Here is a 22,204-nt window from a genome sequence, read left to right as displayed (position 1 = left end):
CCCGGATACGGGGCAGGGCGGCTTCACATGCGCGGACTGATCGAGCGCGTCTTCCAGTTGGAAGCGCACGGCACCACCATCCCGACCGAGGTGGTGGCGGGCATCACCACGTTTCTCACCATGGCCTATATCGTGGTGGTGAACCCGCAGATCATGGCGCAGGCGGGCATCGACGCCGGCGCGGCCTTCACCGCCACCTGCCTCTCGGCGGCGTTCGGCTCGGCCATGATGGGGATCATCGCCAACTATCCCATTGCCGTCGCGCCGGCCATGGGCATCAACGCCTATTTCACCTTCACCGTGGTGCTGGGCATGGGCGTGCCGTGGCAGCAGGCGCTGGGGGCAGTGTTCGTCTCGGGCGTGCTGTTCCTGGCGCTCAGCCTGTTCAAGGTGCGGGAGTGGCTGCTCAATTCCATCCCCATGTCGCTGAAGCTCGGAATGGGCACGGGCATCGGCCTGTTTCTCGCGCTGCTCGGCCTCAAGGGCATGGGTGTAGTGGTGGCAAGCCCGGTGACGCTGGTGGCGCTGGGCAACCTTGCCGCCCCGCCCACCTTCATCGCCTGCGGCGGCTTCCTGCTCATGAGCGGCCTTGCGGCGCGGGGCGTGCCGGGGGCGATCCTCATCGGCATTGCGGCGGCGACATTGGCCGGGGTGCCGTTCGGCCTCGTCTCCTTCTCGGGCATCGTCTCGGCCCCGCCCTCGCTGGCGCCGACGCTGCTCCAGCTCGACATCGCGGGCGTTCTGCGCCTCTCCATGACCGGGGTGATCGCGGCGCTGTTCCTGCTCGTGCTGCTGGACAACATGGGCACGCTCATCGCCACCCTCTACAAGGGCGGTCTAATGCGGGAGGATGGCTCCGTGCCGCGCCTCGGCCGGGTGCTGATCGCCGATTCGGGCGGCGCCATCGTCGGCTCGGCGCTGGGCACCTCCACGCTCACTTCCTACATCGAGAGCGCCGCCGGCATCGAGGCGGGCGGGCGCACCGGGCTTACCGCCGTGGTGGTGGCGCTCATGTTCCTCGCCTGCCTGCTGTTCGCGCCTCTGGCGCTGGCGGTGCCGGGGTATGCGACCGCGCCGGCGCTGCTGGTGGTGGCCCTCGCCATGATCGGCGCCATGGGCGACCTTCCGTGGGATGATGCCGCCGAGGCCTTCCCCGCCGCCGCGACGGCGCTGGCGGTGGTCTTCACCTTCTCCATCGCCACGGGAATCGGCCTCGGCTTCATCACCTATGTGGCGGTGAACCTCATCGCCGGCCGCTGGCGGCGCATCAGCGGCGCGGTGTGGGTAATCGCGATCGCGTCGGCAGTGCTGCTGGCGATCGAATAGGCGGCACGGGGCAGGGCGCGTCCGGGCCGCCCAGACGTCAGCTGAGCTGCAGGTTACGGAAGCAGTAAACGTCCAGTTCGCCGCCCGCTGGCCGGGGGATTTCCGCAAATCCGAGATCGCAGATCGCGGACACCACCTGCTCGGGCTTCTTGCCGGCCACAGCGTGGATTTCGATGACCAGATTGCGGCAACGCCGCAGCGATGAGCAACTGCCCGAGGCGAAGATCTCGTATTCTGACCCTTCGATATCGATCTTGCAAAGATCGACCACCTCGTTCTCGGACAGCGACCGTCCGATCAGGTCATCGAAGGTAATTGCCTCGATCGCCGCATGGCGCCGCACGCCATGCGAGCTGTGCCCGAGGGATCCGGAGATCGATTCACCCGTGCTTCCCCTTCCGAAGTCCGCATTGATCGTTCCAGCCTGGCCGGAGATGGCGCAATTGAACAGTTTGAGCTCGGCGTCGAAGTTCTGAACGAGATTGAGCTGCATTCGCGCGAACACCCGTGGGTTCATTTCCACGGCAACAATCTTCCGGAGCGCGAAACCCATGTCGGAAAGAAGAATGGGGAATCCACCACCGTTCGAGCCAATATCGACCAGCGTCAGGGGACCCTTGAGCGCCATCTGGGGGATCAGGAGACGGTACATCGGACTGGTAAGACAGGCTCGCGTCCCTGTCTCGTCACCGCCATGGTGGTCGATCACGAATTCCATACCGTTCTTCCGGTAGGTAATCATGCCGGTACCACGGAACAGCAATCTCGTGGCCACAACCTCCCAGCGATTATCGAAGTGCATGATCGCGCGAAGACCAGCCTTCGAATTATGCAACTTGCGGGACAGGTCCATGCGTATCGCCTCCGGCGCGAGCCTGCTGAGGCAGGCGAGAATAATAGGATTAAGGTCCTGATGGGACAATCTTGGGGACCGCGACGACGCTCCCGGCGAAGGGAACCCGTCTGCGAACCCAAACCGAGCGAGGGCACTGCAGCAATTCTAGACGAACCGCCTACCGCAGCGAACAAGAAAAATCTTCAGCCCGGCATTGGGGCCCCGATGGCGCGCCCGGCGCGACGCCTTGCCGCTGGTCGCGGCAGGCCTCGCCGCGATGGGGGGGCATAGGGAAGGCCGCCGCCCTCCCGCTCTTCCCTCCTGCCGCCCGATCGTGTAGGGAACCCGCGACCTGCGCGCCGGGGCACCGCTCTGGCGCGAACGTGATGGATTCCATGCAGACGGTTCTCATCGTAATTCACCTGATGGTGGTGCTCGCGCTCATTGGCGTGGTGCTCATCCAGCGCTCGGAAGGCGGCGGCCTCGGCATCGGCGGGGGCGGCGGCGGTTCGGGCGGCGGCTTCTTCACGGCGCGCGGCACGGCCAACGTGCTCACCCGCGCCACCGCGATTCTCGCGCTGATCTTCTTCATCACTTCGCTTTCGCTGACCATCGTGGCCGGCTGGGGTCGCGCCCCGCGCTCCATCCTGCCGCCGGCGCAGCAGAACCAGGGCGGGCCGCAGGTGCCGCAGAGCGGCGGGTCGATTCTCGACCAGCTGCGCCAGCAGGCCCCGCAGGGTACCTCTGCCCCGGCGCCTGCCACTCCGGTTCCTGCCACCCCGGCCGAGCCGGCGGCGCCGTCCGGTCCCCAGGTTCCGCAGTCCAAGTGATCCTGTTCTGGTGATCCATTGACGCGACGCGGCTTCGGCCGCGCCGTTTCTTCTCCACAGGCGAGGCGAGGCCGATCCCGGTTTCGCCCTCGCCGAATCGCGTTTGCATTAGGTAAGGTCGAGGCCCATGGCGCGCTACATCTTCATCACCGGCGGCGTCGTGTCTTCCCTGGGTAAGGGCCTCGCTTCCGCAGCACTCGGCGCTCTTCTCCAGGCGCGCGGATACACCGTCCGCCTGCGCAAGCTCGACCCCTATCTGAACGTCGATCCGGGCACCATGAGCCCGTATCAGCATGGCGAGGTGTTCGTGACCGATGACGGGGCCGAAACGGACCTCGATCTCGGCCACTACGAGCGGTTCACCGGTCATCCGGCGACCAAGCAGGACAACATCACCACCGGCCGCATCTACCAGGACATCCTGGCCAAGGAGCGCCGTGGCGACTATCTCGGCGCCACCATCCAGGTGATTCCCCACGTCACCAACGCGATCAAGGACTTCGTGCTGGAAGGCAACGAGGGCTTCGATTTCGTGCTGATCGAGGTGGGCGGCACGGTGGGCGACATCGAGGGCCTGCCCTTCTTCGAGGCCACCCGCCAGCTCAAGAACGAGCTGCCCCGCGGCCACGCCATCTTCATTCACCTCACCCTGATGCCGTACATCCCCTCGGCCGGTGAGCTGAAGACCAAGCCGACCCAGCATTCGGTGAAGGAGCTGCGCTCCATCGGCATCCAGCCGGACATCCTGCTCTGTCGCACCGACCGCGAGATCCCGCGCGAGGAACGCCGCAAGCTCTCGCTGTTCTGCAATGTGCGGGAAACGGCGGTGATTGAGGCGCGGGACGTGGACAACATCTACGCCGTGCCCTCCGCCTATCACGCGGAAGGCCTCGACAAGGAAGTGCTCGCCGCCTTCAACATCGAGCCGGCCCCCGCGCCCAACCTCAAGCGCTGGACCGACATCGAGACCCGCGTGCGCAACCCCGAGGGCGAAGTCACCATCGCCATCGTCGGCAAGTACACGGGCCTGAAGGACGCCTACAAATCGCTGATCGAGGCCCTTGCCCACGGCGGAATCGCCAACAAGGTGAAGGTCAATCTCGACTGGATCGAGAGCGAGACCTTCGAGCGGGAGGACCCTGCGCCCTTCCTGGAGCACGTCCACGGCATCCTCGTGCCCGGCGGCTTCGGCCAGCGCGGCGCAGAAGGCAAGATTCGCGCGGCCCAGTTCGCCCGCGAGCGGCAGGTGCCCTATTTCGGCATCTGCTTCGGCATGCAGATGGCCGTCATCGAGGCGGCGCGGAACCTCGCCGGCATCGAGAAGGCCAATTCCACCGAGTTCGGCGCCACCTCCGAGCCGGTGGTGGGCCTGCTCACCGAATGGCTGCGCGGCAACGAGCTGGAGCGGCGTAACGCCGCCGGCGACCTGGGCGGCACCATGCGTCTCGGCGCCTACCATGCGGTGCTGGAGCCGGACACCAAGGTGGAAGGCGTCTACGGCCGGCGCGACATCTCCGAGCGCCACCGCCACCGCTACGAGGTGAATACCGCCTATCGCGAGCGGCTGGAGCAGCACGGGCTGAGGTTCTCCGGCATGTCGCCGGACGGGCTGCTGCCGGAGATCGTGGAATATCCGAGCCATCCCTGGTTCATCGGCGTGCAGTTCCACCCGGAGCTGAAGTCGCGGCCGTTCGACCCGCACCCGCTGTTCGCCTCCTTCATCCGTGCCGCCAAGGATCAGAGCCGGCTCGTCTGAGCCGTTTCTTTGCAATGGCTTAGGGCGCCGTCCCGGGATTTCTTCCTCCGGGCGGTAGCCACGTCGCGTCAAAACGCACTAAGCTCCGGCCGGGCCGCCGGGGGGATGCGCCCGCCAACCAGGCGACGCGCGGCCCCTTGCCGTAGCGTTCCTTCCCATGATTCTGCCGTTGCGGAATGCGCGCCCGATGGGGTCGCAGCATCGGCCCGATGAGAGGAGAAGCCATGCGACGCGGCCTCGACCACGTTGTGCACCTCGTCCGCGATCTCGACGCAGCTGGCGAAATCTACGACCTCCTGGGCTTCACCGTGGGTGCCCGCAATCGCCACCCGTGGGGCACGGAAAACCGCATCATCCAGACGCCCGGCTTCTTCATCGAGCTGCTGCAGATCGTCGAGCCCGACAAGATTCCCGCCGCGCAGGGCGAGGCCTTCTCCTTCGGCGCCTTCAATCAGGATTTCCTCGCCCGCATGGGCGAAGGCCTCTCCATGCTGGTGCTGGAGGGCTCGGACGCGACCCACGAGAAGGCCGCCTTCGATGCGGACGGCTTCGGCGGCTTCGACATCTTCGATTTCGCCCGCAAGGCGCGCCGGCCGGACGGGCAGGAAGTGGACGTGGGCTTCCGCCTCGCCTTCGCCCGCGATCCCGCCAGCCCGGACTTCGGCGCCTTCGCCTGCACCCAGCTCAATCCCGAGAATTTCTGGTCGCCGGACCTTCAGCGCCATTCCAATCAGGTGACGGGCGTCGCCGGCGTGGTGCTGGTGGCCGATGCGCCGGCCGAGCATCAGGCGTTTCTCGAAACTTTCTCCGGCTGTCAGGTTCAGCGCGCGCTCGATGCCTGGTACGTGGCGCAGACGCCGCGCGGTTCCATCGACGTCATGTCCCGCGAACTGTTCACCGAGCGCTATGGCGTGCCGGCGCCGGGTGGGCCGGGCCTGCGCCTCGCTGCCGTGCGGTTCTCGACGCCCGGTGCGCCGGAGCTGCGCCGCTCGCTGGCCGCGCGCCGCATGGTGGAAGAGACCATTGAGGGCATCGTGGTCGTGCCGCCCCGCGCTGCGCTGGGCGCCACGCTGGTGTTCGAGTTGACACCGGGCTGAACCGCATCGGTTTCACTCTCAGGAAAAATCTATTACATGAGGTAGGGCGGAGGTCACCGCCCCCGGGCACGGACGACCGTGCTCCCTTCTTGTCGCGCGGCGGGGACGACCCCGCCTCTCGTGGTGTCTGCCCATGGCATGGGTCTATCTGTTCATCGCCGGCCTCACCGAAATCGCGTGGGCCATCGGAATGAAGCAATCGGAAGGGTTTACCCGGCTGTGGCCGAGCCTGTTCACGCTTGGCGCCATCGGGGTGAGCCTGCTGCTCCTGTCCCTCGCGCTCCGGGGGATCCCCATCGGGACCGCCTATGCGGTATGGGCGGGAATCGGCACCGTCGGCACGGCGGTCGCCGGCATCCTGTTCTTCTCCGAATCGACCGACCTGCTGCGCCTCGCCTCCATCGGCCTCATCGCCGCCGGCATTGTCGGGCTCAAGCTGGTCACGCCCTGAACGGCCTTCCCGATCGGCTTTTGCGTGGTCCGGCCTGCGCGCAGCGCCGGACCACGCGCATTCGCGATTTAGCGAAATGGGGAAAATGCTCTATCAAGGGCGCGCTCCGGCAGCGTCGCCCCGTGTGGCGGCCGGAAAGCTGAATTTATTCTGAGGCTTAAGGACGCTTCCGGTCTGCTGGTGGCGATCCTCGGAGCCGTTGAGGGATCGCCCATGACCGCCGCACCGCCGCCCGTCGCCCCGCAGAGCATCGTCGAGGCCGGCTCCGTGCGCTTCGGCAATGCCCTGCCGCTGACGCTCATCGCCGGCCCCTGCCAGATGGAAAGCCGTGCCCATGCGCTGGAGGTCGCCGCCGCGCTCAAGGAGATCGCGGTGCGCCGCAACATCGGCCTCGTCTTCAAGACCTCCTTCGACAAGGCGAACCGCACGTCCCTCTCAGCCGCGCGCGGCCTCGGGCTCCAGGCGGCGCTGCCGGTGTTCGGCGAGATCAAGGAGAGCCTCGGCCTGCCGGTGCTCACCGACGTGCACGAGATCGACCAGTGCGCCGCTGCCGCCGAGGTGGTGGACGTGCTGCAGATTCCCGCCTTCCTCTGCCGCCAGACCGACCTTCTCGTCGCCGCCGCCCGCACGGGCCGGGTGGTGAACGTGAAGAAGGGCCAGTTCCTCGCACCGTGGGACATGGCGAACGTGGTCAACAAGCTCACCGGCGCCGGTAATGGCCGCGTGCTGGTGACGGAGCGGGGCGTCTCCTTCGGCTACAACACCCTCGTCTCCGACATGCGCGGCCTGCCGATCCTGGCCAAGACCACCGGCGCGCCTGTCGTGTTCGATGCCACCCATTCGGTGCAGCAGCCGGGCGGGCAGGGGACATCCTCCGGCGGTCAGCGCGAGTTCGTGCCGGTTCTGGCGCGCGCGGCGGTGGCCGTCGGCGTGGCGGCGGTGTTCATCGAGACCCATCCGGACCCGGACAAGGCGCCCTCCGACGGGCCGAATATGGTGCCCCTGGCGAAGCTGGAGGCGTTGATTACCACCCTTCAGGCGTTCGACGCGGTTGCGAAAGCAAATCCCGTCACCATCTGAGCGGAACCTTGGCCTTCCTTCCGTGCGGTGCGGCGTGCGGAACAGGGCCGGCCCTGCCTTTCTGCCTGCCTGAAGTTCCGCCTTTCCCCGCCACCTTCCGTGCCGACCCCATGCGCTTGCCTTGACCGAGGTGCCGTGTATGGTCTCGCGCCCCTCCGCTTGAAGAGCTTCCTGATGGCCCGCGACACGCTCGACGCGACCCCGATTTCCGACCGCGGCGAACTCGTCGCCTGGATGGAAGAGGGCGCGAAACCCGAGCGGTCCTTCCGGATCGGCACCGAGCACGAGAAGATCCCCTTCACCATGGGCCGTCACGAGCCCGTGCCCTATGAGGGGCCGAAGGGCATCCGCAAGCTTCTGGAGGGCATGCGCTCCCTGCTCGGCTGGGAGCCGATCATGGAAGGCGAGACCATCATCGGCCTCGCGGATGTGACCGGCGGCGGGGCCATCTCGCTGGAGCCCGGTGGCCAGTTCGAGCTGTCCGGCGCGCCGCTGCGCACCATTCACGAGACCTGCTCGGAGCTGAACGCTCACCTCGCGCAGGTGCGCGAAGTGGCGACACCCCTCGGAATCGGCTTCCTCGCCATCGGAATGAGCCCCAAGTGGTCGCGCTCCGAGACGCCGGTGATGCCCAAGGGCCGCTACAAGATCATGTCCAACTACATGCCGAAGGTGGGCACCCTCGGCCTCGACATGATGTTCCGCACCTGCACCGTGCAGGTGAACCTCGACTTCTCCTCCGAAGCCGACATGGTGAAGAAGATGCGGGTGGGCCTGGCGCTCCAGCCGGTGGCCACCGCCCTCTTCGCCAACTCGCCCTTCACCGAGGGCAAGCCCAACGGCTTCCTCTCCTTCCGCTCCGAGATCTGGCGCGACACGGACAATGCCCGCTCCGGCATGCTGCCCTTCGCCTTCGAGGAGGGGGTCGGCTTCGAGCGCTATGTGGACTACGCGCTCGACGTGCCCATGTATTTCGTGAAGCGCGGCGACCATTACATCGACGTGGCCGGCTCCTCCTTCCGCGACCTGCTCGCCGGCCGCAATCCGCTGCTGCCGGGTGAGACGGCGACGCTCTCCGACTGGATCAACCACCTCTCCACCATCTTCCCCGAGGTGCGCCTGAAGCGCTTCCTGGAGATGCGCGGCGCGGACGCCGGCCCCTCCATCAACCTCTGCGCCCTGCCGGCCTTCTGGGTGGGCCTGCTCTACGACCAGCAGAGCCTCGATGCCGCCTGGGATCTGGTGAAGGACTGGACCGCCGAGGAGCGCCAGACCCTGCGGGACGACGTGCCCCGTCTGGCCCTCAAGGCCGAGATTCGCGGACGCGCATTGCGCGACGTGGCGAAAGAGGTGCTCAAGCTCTCGCAGGCCGGCCTGAAGCGGCGCGGCTTCCATGACCGGCTCGGCCGCGACGAGACGCGCTTCCTGGAGCCACTGGAGCAGACGCTGCTCTCCGGCCGTGTGCCGGCCGAGGAGCTGCTGGAGCTGTACCACGGCCCGTGGAACGGCTCCGTGGAGCCGGCTTTCGACGCGCTCGCCTACTGAGGCGCGTCGCACCGTCGATGCGCAGGGCTGCCATGCGTTCCGGGCATGGCTGATGCTGGGGGCTTCACTTGGCCCACCGGGGCTTGCAGGGCCTCGATCGGCAAGGCCCGGCTCACGCTTTTCCCACCGGCCGCCGCGCGTTGCCGGGGGCAGGGCGACCGCATAGGGTGCATCACCCTCCGGATTCCCCTCCATGCATGCCCCACCGCCCCGCACCGACGGACCGCTCGGCCCGCGCGAGCTTCTGCTTTACGCGGTCTGCGTGCTCATCTTCGGCACGGGCTGGCTGCCGCTGAAGCTGCAACTGGGCGTGGTCGCACCGGAGGTCTCCGGTGTTTGGCGCTTCCTGGTCGCGGGTTCGGTGATGCTGGTCTACGTGCTCGTCACCGGCGGGCGGCTCGTCTTCGGCTGGCGCGACCATCTGCTGTTCGCGGGGCTCGGCGCGACGCTGTTCTCACTGAATTTCGTCAGCTTCTATTATGCCGGCTATCATCTGCCCTCAGGGCTGATGTCCGTCATCTTCGCCCTCTCCGCCATCATCATTCCCGTGCTCTCCGCGCTGTTCCTGCGCGTGCCGCTGCGCCGCCAGATCATCGGCGGGGCACTGGCCGGCGTTGTGGGGCTGGCGCTGGTGTTCGGCCCGAGCCTCGCCGACGGACGCGGCATCGACGGGGCTGGGGAAGGGCTGGCGCTGGGGCTCGCCGGAACGCTCTCCTTCTCGGTGGGCAGCCTGCTGACCGGCATCGCCGGGCGGCGGCAATATCCCATCGCCTCGCTGACCACCTGGGGCTTCTTCTACGGCATGATCATCCTGCTGGTGATCGCCCTCATCCACGGCGTGCCGTTCATCTTCGACTGGAGCCCCGTTTATGTGGGCTCCCTTGCCTGCCTCATCCTCGTGCAGACGCTGGCGGGATTCGCCGTCTACAACACGCTGGTGCGGCGCATCGGGCCGAACCGCGCCGGCTATGGCACGGTGGTGTTCCCGCTGGTGGCGCTCGCCATCTCCACCGTGTTCGAGGACTACCACTGGACGCTGGTGTCCGCCGGCGGCATCGCGCTGGTGCTCGCCGGCGTGCTGCTGGTGCTGCGGCCGAACCCGGCGCCGCCCGTGGTGTGAGGCGCCTCAGCCTCTCACGACAATGGGCATGCGCGTGGCGGGCGGCGTGTTGCGCGAGCGCTGGGTGCGCACGATGCCGTCGATGATGGTCATGCAAACGCCCGGCAGGTCGCCGAGGCGCACGCTGTCGAGCAGCGTGGTGCCGGGGGAATGCTGCGCCTTGTCCATCAGCACGAAATCCGCCGCGCGTCCCACTTCGATCAGGCCGGAATCGAGCGCCCGCATCCGTGCCGTGTTGCCGGTGGCGAGGCAGAAGGCCTCTTCGGCCGGCAGTTCGCCGAGGGAGGAGAGCATGGACACCATGCGCAGGATACCGAGCGGCTGCACGCCGGAGCCGGCCGGCCCATCCGTGCCGAGGATGACGCGCTGGAGTTCTCCCAGTTCGCGGGCGAGACGCAGCGTGTAGAGGGCCGAGCGCTCGTTGCCGTTATGGACGATCTCGAGGCCGCGCTTGCAGCCCTCGCAGATGCAGCGGATCTGGTTGTCCGGCAGCGCGGTGTGGCCGCCGTTGATATGGCCCACCACGTCCGTGTCGGCTTCCAGCACCACGTCCTTGTCGATGAGGCCGGAGCCGGGGATGGAGGGGCCGCCGGTGTGGATGGTGGACTGGATGCCGTACTTGCGCGCCCATCCCACCATCTTGCGGGCGGTGGGGCCATCCTTCACGCCGCCGAGGCCGACCTCGCCGAGCAGCTTCACGCCGGCGGCGGCCAGCTCCTTGAAATCGTCCTCCACCATCTCGTTCTCGATGACGGGGGCACCTGCATGGACCTTCACGCCCGATGGGCGGAAGGCCGAAAACGCGCGCTGGGCGGTGATGGCGAGGGCCTTCACCCCCACCACGTCGCGGGCGCGGCCGGGATAATGCACCTCACCGGCGGAGATCATGGTGGTGACGCCGCCGTGGAGGGAGGAATCGATCCAGTTGATCTGGCTCTGCCGGGGCGTCCAGTCGCCCGCCACGGGGTGGACGTGGCTGTCGATGAGGCCGGGGGTGAGGGTGGTGCCGTTGGCGTCGATGAGGGTGGTCGCGCCCTCGGTGTCCACGTCCTTCTCGCGGCCAATGGCGGTGATGCGCCCGTCCAGCGCCACCACCGTGTCGGCGTCCAGAATGGGCTTCGTCAGGTCGCCGCTGAGGAGGAGGCCGATATTGCGGATCACCAGCTTGGTGGGGCCGGCGGGACCGGTTGGCGCGTCGTGGGCCATGCTCTCGTCTCCGGAGGGGGCGCGGCGACGCGCGCCTTTCTGTTTGTAGGCATATGAGATTACGCTCGCTCCACGCCCCTGAAAACCGGGCGCGGGGCGGATTTCACCGCTCGGCGAAAGCCTTTTCGATCACGAAATGACCGGGCTCGCTGCCCGAGCCCTCGGTGAAGCCGCGGGATTCCAGCAGCGTCTTGAGGTCCACCATCATGGCCGGCGAGCCGCAGATCATCACCCGGTCGGCAGCGGCATCCAGCGGCGGCAGGCCCACATCCGCGCAGAGCTTGCCGCTCTCCAGCAGGGTGGAGATGCGGCCCGTATTGCGGAAGGGTTCGCGCGTCACGGTCGGGTAATAGAGGAGCTTGGCGGCGATCTCCTCGCCGAGGAATTCGTGGGCCGGCAGTTCCTTGGTGATCAGATCCTCGTAGGCGAGGTCGGCCACATGCCGGCAGCCGTGCACCAGCACCACCTTCTCGAAGCGCTCGTAGGTCTCGGGATCGCGGATCACCGAGAGGAAGGGCGCAAGGCCGGTGCCCGTGCCGAGGAGATAGAGGTTCTTGCCGGGCAGAAGATTGTCCATCACCAGCGTGCCGGTGGCCTTGCGGCCCACCGTGATGGCGTCGCCCACCTGGATGTGCTGGAGGCGGGAGGTGAGGGGGCCGTTGGGCACCTTGATGGAGAAGAATTCCAGCGTCTCCGCCCAGGCCGGGCTCACCACCGAATAGGCGCGCAGCAGCGGACGGCCGTCCACCTTCAGGCCGATCATGGTGAATTCGCCGGTGCGGAAGCGGAAGCCGGGATCGCGGGTGGTGGTGAAGCTGAACAGGCGATCGGTCCAGTGGTGGACGCTGAGCACCTGCTCCTCGAAGAAATTGCTCATGGTGGTCTCGGGGCGGTTCTAGAGGCTGGCAGGATCGGCGGAGAGGAGGGCGCGCTTGTCCGGCGTGTCCTTCCAGGCATCGGCATCGGTCGGCGGCGGACCCTTCTCGGTGATGTTGGGCCACACTGCCGCGTATTGGGCATTGAGGGCGGCCCATTCGGCGGCGCGCGGGTCGCTGTCCGGGAAGATGGCCGCCGCCGGGCATTCCGGCTCGCAGACGCCGCAGTCGATGCACTCGTCCGGGTGGATCACCAGCATGTTCGCGCCGGCATAGAAGCAATCCACCGGGCACACCGCGACGCAATCCATGTAGGTGCAGCGGATGCAGCCCTCGGTGACGACATAGGCCATGGGAACGCCCTCGGCATATTGTTTGTGTACAAATGAAAATAGAGTCGGGCCGCGAAGGCTGTCAACGGCTTGTCACGGGCAGGATGCGGGTCTTTTGGGCAGCGAGGCGGGATATTTTGGGCAGGGGAGGGGAGGCTGATGACGGGCAAGGTCATCGCGGGGGCCAACTGCCCCGTCGTCATGGCCGGGCTTGTCCCGGCCATCCACGCGGAACGGCTGGGAACCTCTCTGGGATCATTGGGCCATCGGAACGACGTGGATGCCCGGGACAAGCCCGGGCATGACGGCGGAGAGATAGAGTAACGTCGCCGTCCAACCCGCCCGACCCTAATGCGTCGGCGCCGCCCTCAGCCGCGCCACCGTGCCCTCAAGCCCCTCCCATGCGGGAGCATCCGGCGCGAACTTGGCGCGCATGTAGCGGACGAGGTCGGCCACCTGCGCATCATTGAGGCTGTCGCGGAAGGCGGGCATGTCGCCCAGCTCCGGGACGGCGGGCTTGGGGATGCCTTCGAGGATGACGCGGATGAGATTGTCGGGCCGCGCCGCATGGACATTGGTATTCAGCGCCAGCGCCGGCCGCGCGCCGAACAGGGTCGGCCCCTCCGGCGCATGGCAGGCGGCGCAGGCGCCGGCGAAGAGGCGGCCGCCCACCGTGTCCATGGGGCGGAGAGAGGCTTCGGCCTTGGCTTCCAACGTCGCCGCCGCCGCGACCGGATCGGCGATGGCGGGGCCCGAAAGCGAGGCGAGATAGACCGCCATGGCGCGCACGTCGGCATCCGGCACTTCGGACAGCGCATGCACCACCGGCGCCATGGGGCCGGCGGCGGTGCCGTGGAAGCGGGAGAAGCCGGTGCGCAGATAGGTGAACAGCTCGTCCTCGGTCCACGGAATGGGCGCCTTGGACAGCTCCGTCAGTGCCGGCGCCTCCCAGCCATCGGCGAAGCCGCCGGCAAGGTAGGCCGCGCCGCCCTTTTCTGCCGCCAGCGCATTGCGCGGCGTATGGCACGCGCCGCAATGGCCGAGGCCTTCCACGAGGTAGCGCCCCCGGTTCCACTGCGGAGACTGCGCCGGCTCCGCCTGAAGCTGGCCGGGGCGGTGGAACAGCATGTTCCAGCCGGCCATCAGCGGGCGGATATTGAAGGGGAAGGTCATCCGGTTTTCGGGCGGTGCCGCCGTCACCGCCGGCTGGGACATGAGGAAGGCGTAAAGCGCCTGCATGTCGGCATCGCTGATGCGGCTGAAGGCGGTGTAGGGGAAGGCGGGGTAGAGGTGCCGCCCGTCCCGCCCGATGCCCTCGCGCATGGCGCGCTCGAAGGCGGCATAGGACCATGTGCCGATGCCCGTCTCAGCATCCGGCGTCAGATTGGTGGAATAGACCGTGCCGAAGGGCGTGTGCAGCGGCTGTCCGCCGGCATTGGCGATGCCGCCGTTCGCCGTATGGCAGACCGCACAATCCCCCAGCGCAGCCAGCACCTTGCCGCGGGCGATCATGTCGGCGGAGAAAGCCGAAGGATCAGGCGGGGCGATGGGCGCGATGGCGCCGCGAATGGGCAGCGCCAGCGTCGCCATGCCCAAGGCACCGGCCAGCGCGGCGCCCGCCATGGCGAGCCACGGCTTGCGCGTCTTCTCCTTCACCGGGCGGGGCGGCGCCTCGCCGGCCAAAGCCGCGCGCACGCGGTCGGGCGTGAAGGGCGGTTCGCGCAGGCGCACGCCGGTGGCGTCGAAGATGGCATTGGCGATGGCCGCCGCGCTGGGCACCGAGGCGGATTCGCCCGAGCCCAAAGGCGGATCGTCCGGCCGGGGCATCAGCACCACGTTGATGACGGGCACTTCCGGGAAGGTGAGGATGGGGTAGGCGCCCCACTCCCGGCTTGTCACCGCCTGCTCGTCGAAGGTCACCTGCTCCTTGAGCGCGCGGGAGGTGGACTGGATGACGTTGCCGTGGATCTGGTGCTCGATGCCGGCCGGGTTGATCATCAGCCCGGAATCCTGGCCCACGGTGACGCGCTTCACCGCCACGTCGCCGGTCGCGGTGTTCACCTCCACATCCGCCACCCAGGCGGACCATGCGGCGCCGTAGCCGGGGAATTTGGAGTGGACATAGAGGGCATAGGCGAAGCCCTGCCCGCGCACGATGTCGCCCTCCACCACCTCCTGCCGGGGACCGGTGCGCTTCTGCCAGCCGGCGCGCTCGGCGGTGGCCTTCACGAGGTCCACGGCGCGCGGGTCGTGGAGGTGGCGCAGGCGATAATCCACCGGATCGACACCGGCGGCGGCGGCCAGCTCATCCACATAGCTCTCGTGGGCAAAGCTGTTGGGCAGCGCCGAGACGCCGCGCAGCCAGGAGGCACGCACGATGGGCGCCACGTCATCCACCGCCACGCGCATCACGTCATAGGCATAGGGTGGGATCGCCGTGCGGTCGCCCATCTCGTAGACGGGATTGTCCGCCGGCACGCGGCCGGTGAGCAGCAGCGCCAGCGTGACGGCGGCGTTGGAGGGGTAGCGGGTGAGGAAGTCGTAGAAAGCGGGCGTGCCGTCGGCGTTGATGCCGCCCTTCACCTCCATGAGCTGGCCGGCGCCCTTGGGCTCCCAGGCGTGCTCCTGCTCGCGGGTGAGTTGCACCCGCACCGGCCGCCCTACGGCGCGGGAGAGCAAGGCGGCGTCGGCCGCCACATCATCCGCGCAGTTGCGGCCATAGCAGCCCGCCGCCTCGAAGCGGACGATCTCGATGTCTTCCTCAGGCAGGCCGAGCAGCAGGGAGATGTCGGTGCGCAGCCAATAGGGGTTCTGCGTGCCCGCCCAGATGGTCGCGCTGTCCTCGCGCACGTCGGCGACGGCGCAGGAGGGGCCGATGGAGGCGTGCATCTGGTAGGGCCAGACATAGGTCGCCTCCAGCACCTGCGCGGCGTCTGCGCGGGCGGTGTCGAGGTTGCCCTGCTCGTGGAGGAGGCGGGTCTTGGCCTTCTCGGCCCCGCGCAGGGCTTCCTCGGTGCGGGAGAGGTCGGGCAGGGCAGGGGTGTCGCGCCATTCGGTCTTCAGCACGCGGGCCGCCTCGGCCGCCTGCTCCTCGCGCTCGGCGACGACGCCGATGAAGTCGCCCATGGTGACGACCGCTACCACGCCCGGAACATGGGCGACGGAGTGCTCGTCCACCCGGATCAGGCTCTTGCCCACGAACGGGCCGGCATCGATGCCGGCATAGGGCGGGCGCACCACGCGGCCGTGCAGCATGCCCGGCACGCGCACGTCGTGGACATAGGTGAAGGTGCCCGTCGCCTTGGCTGGAATATCCACCCGCGGCACGCGGCGGCCGACGATGCGGTGCTCGCTCGCCGGCTTCACCGCGGTTTCCTGATGGAGCATCAGACGGTCGGCGCGGCCCTTGAGCAGGTCTGCATAGGAGAGGCCGGTGTTACGCCCGTCCCTGGGGCGGACGATGCCCTCCTCAACCTCCAGCTCGTCCGCCGGAATGCCCAATGCCTTGGCCGCGAGCGCCACCAGATGGGCGCGGGCCTGTGCCGCCGCGTGGCGCAGCGGGCGGGCCGAGACCTGGATGGAATCGGAGGCGATGGTGCCGCCCTGGTTCGGCGCGACGCCGGTATGGCCGAGCACCATGGTGACGCGATCGAGCGCCACATCCAGCTCCTCGGCGACGATCTGGGCCAGCGCCGTGCGGATGCCGGTGCCGAGGTCCACGTGGCCGTTGAAGGCGGTGACGGTGCCGGTATCGTCCACCAGCAGGAACAGGTCGAGGGCACCGTCCTTCGGCGCCGCGCTCGGCACGAGGCCGTGCACCACCTGCGCCGGCCGCAGGATGGCGAGATTGCCGGTGGCGGCGAGCAGCGCCGCGGGATCGGGCCGCGGCTCGCTCACGGCTGGGCCTCCATGCTCTCGTCGGAGCCGGCAGCGGCGCGCAGGACCGCGCGCAGGATCTCCACATGCGTCCCGCAACGGCACAGGTTGTAGCGCAGCGCCGCGCGGGCCTCTGCCTCGGTCGGGGAGGGATTGCGCGCGAGGAAAGCGACCGTGGTCATGATCATGCCGTTGAGACAATAGCCGCACTGGGCCGCCTGCTCGGCGATGAAGGCCGCTTGCACCGGGTGCAGCGTGCCCTGCGTCGCGAGCCCCTCCAGCGTCGTCACCGCGCGCCCCTCGGCCGTGCCCAGCGTGGTGACGCAGGAGCGCGTGGCGCGGCCATCCATCAGCACCGTGCAGGCGCCACACTCCCCGAGGCCGCAGCCGAACTTGGGGCCGTTCAGCCCGAGGTCGTTGCGCAGCACGTAGATCAGCGGCGTCTCGCGCGGCAACGCGAAGGCGTGGGTTTCGCCATTGACCTGGAGTAGGATGGGGGCGGACATCTCGAAGGAACCGCTCAGCCTTTGCCGCAAGAAACCGGGACCGGGACCGGCCCGCCACAGAGTGGATTGTTTCTATACTAATGATCGAGCGTCAAGCGCGCGGGACGCTCAAAACACAGGCTCCCGGCCGCCGCCCCAAGCGCGGAGACGGCGAAAAAATGCTGCAAGTGCAAAAGAATGACAGCAATGCTGCCTCTTCGTGCGGCCTGCCCGTTCCTTGTGCTTGACACTCGGGGCCGACGCGATTTTCATTAGTGTACATATGAAATCGGATGCCCCCGACGCGGGGCCGGAGCCGGGGTCCCATGGCCGAAGAGTCCACCATCACCGCCCGCGCCGAGGATGACAAGATCCGCTGCGATGCGTGCCCGGTCATGTGTTACATCCGGCCCGGCCTCACCGGCGCCTGCGACCGCTACGCCAACCGCGACGGCGAACTGATCCGCGTTGATCCCCACATCGTCCTCGACCGCACGCTGGCGCAGGGCGGCAAGGTCGTGCCCTTCGATCGCGGCGGCGACTGGGATGGGCGGCTTGTCTCGGGCGGTGAGTCCTTCGTCACCGCCGTGGGCTCTGGCACCACCTATCCCGATTACAAGCCCGCGCCCTTCATCGTCTCCGCCGAGGTGGACGGCGTGGACATGGTGACCGTCGTCACCGAGGGCATCTTCAGCTACGCTGGCGCGAAGGTGAAGATCGACACCGATCGCTTCCTCGGCCCCGAGCAGTCGGCGGTCCGGGTGGACGGCGAGGCGGTGGGCCATGTCACCACCTCGGAATACGGCTCGCAGATGCTGTCGCTCGGCGGCGTGCATCACCTCACCGGTGGCTCCAAGAAGGAAGGCCGCGTCACCTGCGAGGCGCTGCTGGAGCTGTGCAACGGCAAGGCCGTGGAACTCGCCATCGACGGGGGCGCCACCCTCGTGGTGCAGGCCGGCCGGCCGCCCATCGTCAACGGCGCCGAGGAGGCGCGCATGCGGGTGGGCTGCGGCTCCGCCACCATCGGCATGTTCGCCAAGCAGTGGCACGGCAAGGTGGACGAGGTGGTGGTGGTGGACGACCACATCACCGGCGTCCTCTCCGAGCATCAGGCCGGCAAGCTCTTGGGCATCCGCGACACCGGCATCCGCATGAAGGGGCGCCGCTCCACCCCCGGCCGCTATTTCCAGGTGGCCGAGCCGGGCCTCGGCTGGGGCGGCACCAACATTTCCGATCCGCTCTCCATCCTCTCCCCATTCGACGCCAAGCTGGCGTGGCCCGGCCTGCGGCTGCTGCTGGTGTCCACCACCGGCGAGCACTACGGCTATTACGTTCTCGACGAGCATCTGGTGCCCGTGGAGACCGAGGTCCCCGCCGATCTCTATCCCTCGGTGGAGCGCATCCGCGAGAATTGCGAGCCGGCGCTCTCCTCCGTGCTGTTCATGGCCGGCGCGGGCGGCTCACTGCGCGCGGGGGTGACGGAAAATCCGGTGCGGCTCACCCGCTCGGTGAAGGATTCCATCACCCGCGTCACCTGTGGCGGCGCGCCTGTCTATGTCTGGCCGGGCGGCGGCATCACCTTCATGGTGGATGTCACCCGCGTGCCGGAGAACGGCTTCGGCTACGTGCCGACCCCGGCGCTGGTGGCGCCCATCGAGTTCACCTTGCCGCTCGCCGCCTATGCGGCGCTGGGCGGTCATATGGACCATGTGCGCCCGGCCACCTCGGTGATCGAGCGTGAGGCGGTGCGCGAGATGGCGCCCTTCTCCGATATTCCGTGGCCGTTGGCGGCCCGGTCGCAGGGCTGAGACCATGCTGCGCCCCGCCGACATCCCCGCTCCAGCGCCCCGCGTCGCGACGCCCGCGATGCCGGTGCAGCGGCGCCTGCCGCAGGCGGGGCTTCTGGCGGACGGGCGTCGGCTGCATCTGAACGACGGCCCCATCGACCTCGTTATCGAGGCCGATGGCCCGGCGGATGTGGTGGCCGCCGCCTATGGCGCGGCGACCGAACGCCTCGCAGGCCTTCTGGACACGTTGTGCGGCGAACTCTCCCTGCTCCGCCGGCCTGCCCATCCCGGGCCCTGCCCCCTTCAGGGTCCGGTGGCGCGGCGCATGTGGGCGGCGGTGTCGCCCCATGCGCGCGCTGGTTTCATCACCCCCATGGCCGCCGTCGCAGGCGCCGTGGCGGAGGAGGTGCTCGCCGCCATGGTGCGGCCCGGCCTCACCCGCGCCTTCGTCAACAATGGCGGCGACATCGCGCTCTATCTCTCGCCCGGCGCCGAGCTGGTGGCGGGCATCGTGGACCGGCCGGACCGCCCCCGCGTGGTCGGTTCAGCCCGCATCACGGCGGACGGCCCGGTGCGCGGCATCGCCACCTCGGGCTGGCGCGGGCGCAGCTTTTCCCTCGGCATCGCCGATGCCGTGACCGTGCTCGCGCCCAGCGCGGCGGCGGCGGATGCGGCGGCGACCGTCATCGCCAATGCGGTGAACCTGCCGGGCCATCCCGGTATCGTCCGCGTCCCGGCGCGCGAGGTGCTGCCCGACAGCGACCTCGGCCTGCTGAAAGTGACGCGCCACGTGCCTGAACTGACACCCGCCGAGCGGGACGAGGCGCTGGCCGAAGGCCTCGCCTGCGCCGGCGCGCTGGTGGCGCGCGGCCTCATCACCGCCGCCGCGCTGCATCTGCAGGGCGCCAGCGTCTCCACCTGTCCGGTGGGGGATGCACCCCTGTCATCCCGTCCGATTTCCCTTGCCGCAGAACAAGAAAGAGGCGTCGCCCATGCCTGAGGTCAAGATCCGCAAGCAGGTCCGCATTCTGGAGGAGATCTTCCACGAGGGCGGCCCCGCCGCAGCCACCCCGCGCAAGCGCGGCGCCATCGTGACGGTGATCGAGAACCCGTTCGCCGGCCGCTATGTGGAAGACATCGCCGGCTTCATGGAAGACCTGAAGCCGCTGGGCGCGGCCATGGCCAAGGAACTGCTCGCGGCCCTCGGCGGCGACGCCAAGGCGATCGACGGCTACGGCAAGGGCGCCATCGTCGGCGCCGCCGGCGAGATCGAGCACGGCGCTCTCTGGCACGTGCCGGGCGGCTACGCCATGCGCGAGGCGCTGGGCGATGCCAAGGCCATCGTGCCCTCCACCAAGAAGGTGGGCGGGCCGGGCACGCGGCTCGACGTGCCGGTGACCCATGTGAACGCCTCCTACGTGCGCTCGCATTTCGACGCCATGGAAGTGGGCGTGTCCGATGCCCCCAAGGCCGACGAGATCGCCCTCGTGCTGGTCATGACCTGCGGCCCGCGCGTCCATGCCCGCGTCGGCGGCCTCGCGGCGGAAGCCATCAAGGGCGAGGACGGCCTGCGATGAGCGCCAACATCCGCAAGATCGTCACCATCGTCGAAGAGACGCAGACCGAGATGGGCCGCCCCGTCTCCCCGCCCACCCGGCGGGCGGCGGCCATCGCGGTGATCGAGAATCCGTTTGCCGGCCGTTATGTGGAAGACCTTTCCGACCTCATCGCCATGGGCGAGGAGCTGGGCGGGCTTCTGACGCAGAAGGCGGTGGAGGCCCTCGGCATCGAGGGGCCTTCCGCCGAGAGCTACGGCAAGGCGGCGCTGGTGGGCGAGAATGGCGAGCTGGAGCACGCTGCGGCCCTGCTGCACCCCAAGATGGGGGCGCCGGTGCGCGCGGTGCTCGGCAAGGGTGCGGCGCTCATCCCCTCATCCAAGCGGCGGGGCGGCCTCGGGGCGGATCTCGACATCCCGCTCGGCCATAAGGATGCGGCCTTCGTGCGCAGCCATTTCGACGGCATGATCGTGAGCGTGTCGGATGCCCCGCGCGCCAACGAGATCGTGGTTGCTGTGGCGGTCACGGATTCCGGACGTCCGCTGCCGCGCGTCGGCGGGCTGAAGAAGGACGAGATCAAGGGCGAGGACGGGCTGAGATAGGCCACGCCCCGCGCGCGGACGGTTCATGGGACATCATAAAAGGGGAATGGACATGAAGAAGCTGGTCGCGGCATCCCTCGCCGCTCTCCTCCTCGCCGCAGGCGGGGCGCGGGCGCAGCAGGGCGAGATCAAGGTAGGCGAAATCAATTCCTATTCGGCGCTGCCCGCCTTCCTCGATCCCTATCGCAAGGGGATGGATCTGGCGCTGAAGGAAGTGAACGATGCCGGCGGCATCAAGGGCAAGAAGCTCGTCATCATCTCCAAGGACGATGGCGGCAAGCCGGCCGATGCGCTCACCGCCGCCAACGAGCTGGTCTCGCGCGACGGCGTTGTGATGATCGCCGGCGGCTTCCTCTCCAATGTCGGCCTCGCGCTCGCCGACTTCGCCAAGCAGAAGCAGGTGATGTACCTGGCCGCCGAGCCGCTCACCGACGCGCTCGTCTGGTCCAAGGGCAACGACTACACCTTCCGCCTGCGCACCTCGAACTACATGCAGGCCGCCATGCTGGCGGAAGAGGCGGCGAAGCTCCCGGCCAAGCGCTGGGCGACCATCGCCCCCAACTACGAGTTCGGCCAGTCCTTCGTCGCGGTGTTCAAGGAACTCCTGAAGAAGCGCAAGCCGGACGTGGAGTTCGTGGCCGAGCAGTGGCCGCCGCTGAACAAGATCGACGCCGGCCCGGTGCTCCAGGCCATCGACGCCGCCAATCCCGAGGCCATCCTCAACGCCACCTTCGCCGGCGACCTCGTGAAGCTGGTGCGTGAGGGCAACACCCGCGGCATCTTCAAGAACCGCGTGGTGGTCAGCTATCTCACCGGCGAGCCGGAATATCTCGACCCGCTGAAGACCGAGACCCCCGAGGGCTGGATCGTCACCGGCTATCCCTGGTACGGCATCAAGACCACCGAGCATCAGGCCTTCCTCGACGCCTACCAGCAGCTCCACAAGGACTATCCGCGCCTCGGCTCCATCGTCGGCTACTCCACGGTGAAGTCCATCGCCGCGGCGCTGAAGGCGACCGACGACTACTCCACCGCCGGCCTTCTCAAGGCGATGAAGAACCTCAAGGTCTCCACTCCCTTCGGCGATGTGGTCTACCGCGCGGCCGACCACCAGTCGACCATGGGCGCCTATATCGGCACGACCTCGCAGAAGGACGGGCAGGGCATCATGGTGAACTTCCAGTTCAAGCCCGGCGCCGACTACCTGCCGCCCGAGGCTGAGGCCGCGAAGCTGCGTCCGGCGAACTGAGGCGGATTTTTCCGCCCGTCATGGCCGGGCTTGTCCCGGAAGTCGGCTGTTGCCGACTTCCGCCCTCAAAAACGGAACCCGCAAACATGCGGGTTCCGGCCATCCACGTGGTCCGGCCGGGTATTTCCTTCGCAGGATTATTCCTGCGGCCCGACGTGGATGCCCGGGACAAGCCCGGGCATGACGGACCGAATGC

The 22,204-nt window shown here is 68.2% G+C and carries 19 protein-coding genes; 13 read left to right on the top strand and 6 right to left on the bottom strand.

The genetic code is table 11. The features are described from left to right. The first annotated feature begins 27 nt into the window (after positions 1–27). Positions 28–1,326, top strand: a complete 1,299-nt coding sequence (locus EJ105_RS08340) for an NCS2 family permease (protein ID WP_250165968.1) — start codon at positions 28–30, stop codon at positions 1,324–1,326. A gap of 37 nt (positions 1,327–1,363) precedes the next feature. Here EJ105_RS08340 and EJ105_RS08335 read toward each other — a convergent pair whose 3' ends face one another. After that, the gene (locus EJ105_RS08335) at positions 1,364–2,179 is read right to left on the bottom strand and encodes an FkbM family methyltransferase (RefSeq protein WP_029558394.1); all 816 of its coding nucleotides are present in this window, start codon (positions 2,177–2,179) and stop codon (positions 1,364–1,366) included. A gap of 377 nt (positions 2,180–2,556) precedes the next feature. Here EJ105_RS08335 and secG point away from each other — a divergent pair, with 377 nt between their 5' ends. From secG to EJ105_RS08300, 7 genes are all read left to right on the top strand, one after another. Next, the gene (secG, locus tag EJ105_RS08330) at positions 2,557–2,991 is read left to right on the top strand and encodes a preprotein translocase subunit SecG (RefSeq protein ID WP_029558396.1); all 435 of its coding nucleotides are present in this window, start codon (positions 2,557–2,559) and stop codon (positions 2,989–2,991) included. Positions 2,992–3,118: 127 nt separating this feature from the next. Continuing rightward, on the top strand, positions 3,119–4,747 hold the full coding sequence (gene pyrG / locus EJ105_RS08325) for a CTP synthase (protein ID WP_250165967.1): 1,629 nt from the start codon (positions 3,119–3,121) through the stop codon (positions 4,745–4,747). A gap of 224 nt (positions 4,748–4,971) precedes the next feature. Continuing rightward, the gene (locus tag EJ105_RS08320) at positions 4,972–5,844 is read left to right on the top strand and encodes a VOC family protein (RefSeq protein WP_250165966.1); all 873 of its coding nucleotides are present in this window, start codon (positions 4,972–4,974) and stop codon (positions 5,842–5,844) included. A 133-nt stretch (positions 5,845–5,977) separates the two neighbouring features. After that, a complete protein-coding gene (locus EJ105_RS08315) occupies positions 5,978–6,295 on the top strand; it encodes a DMT family transporter (RefSeq protein ID WP_029558400.1) in 318 nt (105 codons plus the stop codon). 213 nt (positions 6,296–6,508) lie between these two features. Then, positions 6,509–7,375 (top strand): 3-deoxy-8-phosphooctulonate synthase, encoded by an 867-nt coding sequence (gene kdsA, locus EJ105_RS08310; RefSeq protein WP_250165965.1) that lies wholly within the window; start codon positions 6,509–6,511, stop codon positions 7,373–7,375. A 174-nt stretch (positions 7,376–7,549) separates the two neighbouring features. Further along, positions 7,550–8,920: a glutamate--cysteine ligase gene (locus tag EJ105_RS08305; RefSeq protein WP_250165964.1), complete on the top strand. Its 1,371-nt coding sequence runs from the start codon at positions 7,550–7,552 to the stop codon at positions 8,918–8,920. Between the two features lie 193 nt (positions 8,921–9,113). Then, complete coding sequence (locus tag EJ105_RS08300; RefSeq protein WP_250165963.1) at positions 9,114–10,040, top strand: DMT family transporter; 927 nt, start codon at positions 9,114–9,116, stop codon at positions 10,038–10,040. Positions 10,041–10,046: 6 nt separating this feature from the next. On the opposite strand, the gene EJ105_RS08295 is transcribed toward EJ105_RS08300, so the two are convergent. From EJ105_RS08295 to EJ105_RS08275, 5 genes are all read right to left on the bottom strand, one after another. Beyond that, positions 10,047–11,246 (bottom strand): amidohydrolase family protein, encoded by a 1,200-nt coding sequence (locus EJ105_RS08295; protein WP_250165962.1) that lies wholly within the window; start codon positions 11,244–11,246, stop codon positions 10,047–10,049. Between the two features lie 103 nt (positions 11,247–11,349). Beyond that, the gene (locus tag EJ105_RS08290; RefSeq protein WP_029558405.1) at positions 11,350–12,123 is read right to left on the bottom strand and encodes a ferredoxin--NADP reductase; all 774 of its coding nucleotides are present in this window, start codon (positions 12,121–12,123) and stop codon (positions 11,350–11,352) included. Positions 12,124–12,141: 18 nt separating this feature from the next. Next, positions 12,142–12,474, bottom strand: coding sequence for a ferredoxin FdxA (gene fdxA / locus EJ105_RS08285; protein ID WP_250165961.1), 333 nt, complete (start codon positions 12,472–12,474; stop codon positions 12,142–12,144). A gap of 327 nt (positions 12,475–12,801) precedes the next feature. Further along, positions 12,802–16,350: a molybdopterin cofactor-binding domain-containing protein gene (locus EJ105_RS08280; RefSeq protein WP_250165960.1), complete on the bottom strand. Its 3,549-nt coding sequence runs from the start codon at positions 16,348–16,350 to the stop codon at positions 12,802–12,804. Then, positions 16,347–16,835, bottom strand: a complete 489-nt coding sequence (locus tag EJ105_RS08275; RefSeq protein ID WP_250165959.1) for a (2Fe-2S)-binding protein — start codon at positions 16,833–16,835, stop codon at positions 16,347–16,349. Before EJ105_RS08275 ends, EJ105_RS08280 begins: the two co-directional genes overlap by 4 nt. Positions 16,836–17,140: 305 nt before the next feature. Here EJ105_RS08275 and EJ105_RS08270 point away from each other — a divergent pair, with 305 nt between their 5' ends. The 5 genes from EJ105_RS08270 to EJ105_RS08250 are packed head-to-tail and all read left to right on the top strand — an operon-like array spanning position 17,141 to position 22,008. Next, complete coding sequence (locus tag EJ105_RS08270; protein ID WP_250165958.1) at positions 17,141–18,622, top strand: 6-hydroxynicotinate reductase; 1,482 nt, start codon at positions 17,141–17,143, stop codon at positions 18,620–18,622. A 58-nt stretch (positions 18,623–18,680) separates the two neighbouring features. After that, the gene (locus EJ105_RS08265; RefSeq protein WP_250166149.1) at positions 18,681–19,601 is read left to right on the top strand and encodes a UPF0280 family protein; all 921 of its coding nucleotides are present in this window, start codon (positions 18,681–18,683) and stop codon (positions 19,599–19,601) included. Beyond that, positions 19,594–20,178: an amino acid synthesis family protein gene (locus EJ105_RS08260; protein WP_029558411.1), complete on the top strand. Its 585-nt coding sequence runs from the start codon at positions 19,594–19,596 to the stop codon at positions 20,176–20,178. The genes EJ105_RS08265 and EJ105_RS08260 overlap by 8 nt, the downstream gene beginning before the upstream one ends. Then, a complete protein-coding gene (locus tag EJ105_RS08255) occupies positions 20,175–20,759 on the top strand; it encodes an amino acid synthesis family protein (protein WP_250165957.1) in 585 nt (194 codons plus the stop codon). Before EJ105_RS08260 ends, EJ105_RS08255 begins: the two co-directional genes overlap by 4 nt. A gap of 52 nt (positions 20,760–20,811) precedes the next feature. Next, positions 20,812–22,008, top strand: coding sequence for an ABC transporter substrate-binding protein (locus tag EJ105_RS08250; protein ID WP_250165956.1), 1,197 nt, complete (start codon positions 20,812–20,814; stop codon positions 22,006–22,008). The last annotated feature ends 196 nt before the right edge of the window (positions 22,009–22,204 follow it).

The organism is Xanthobacter aminoxidans, from assembly GCF_023571765.1.
Classification (GTDB): Bacteria; Pseudomonadota; Alphaproteobacteria; order Rhizobiales; family Xanthobacteraceae; genus Xanthobacter; species Xanthobacter aminoxidans.
The sequence above is the reverse complement of the archived record's forward strand: the minus strand, read 5'-3'. Positions and strand labels throughout refer to the sequence as shown.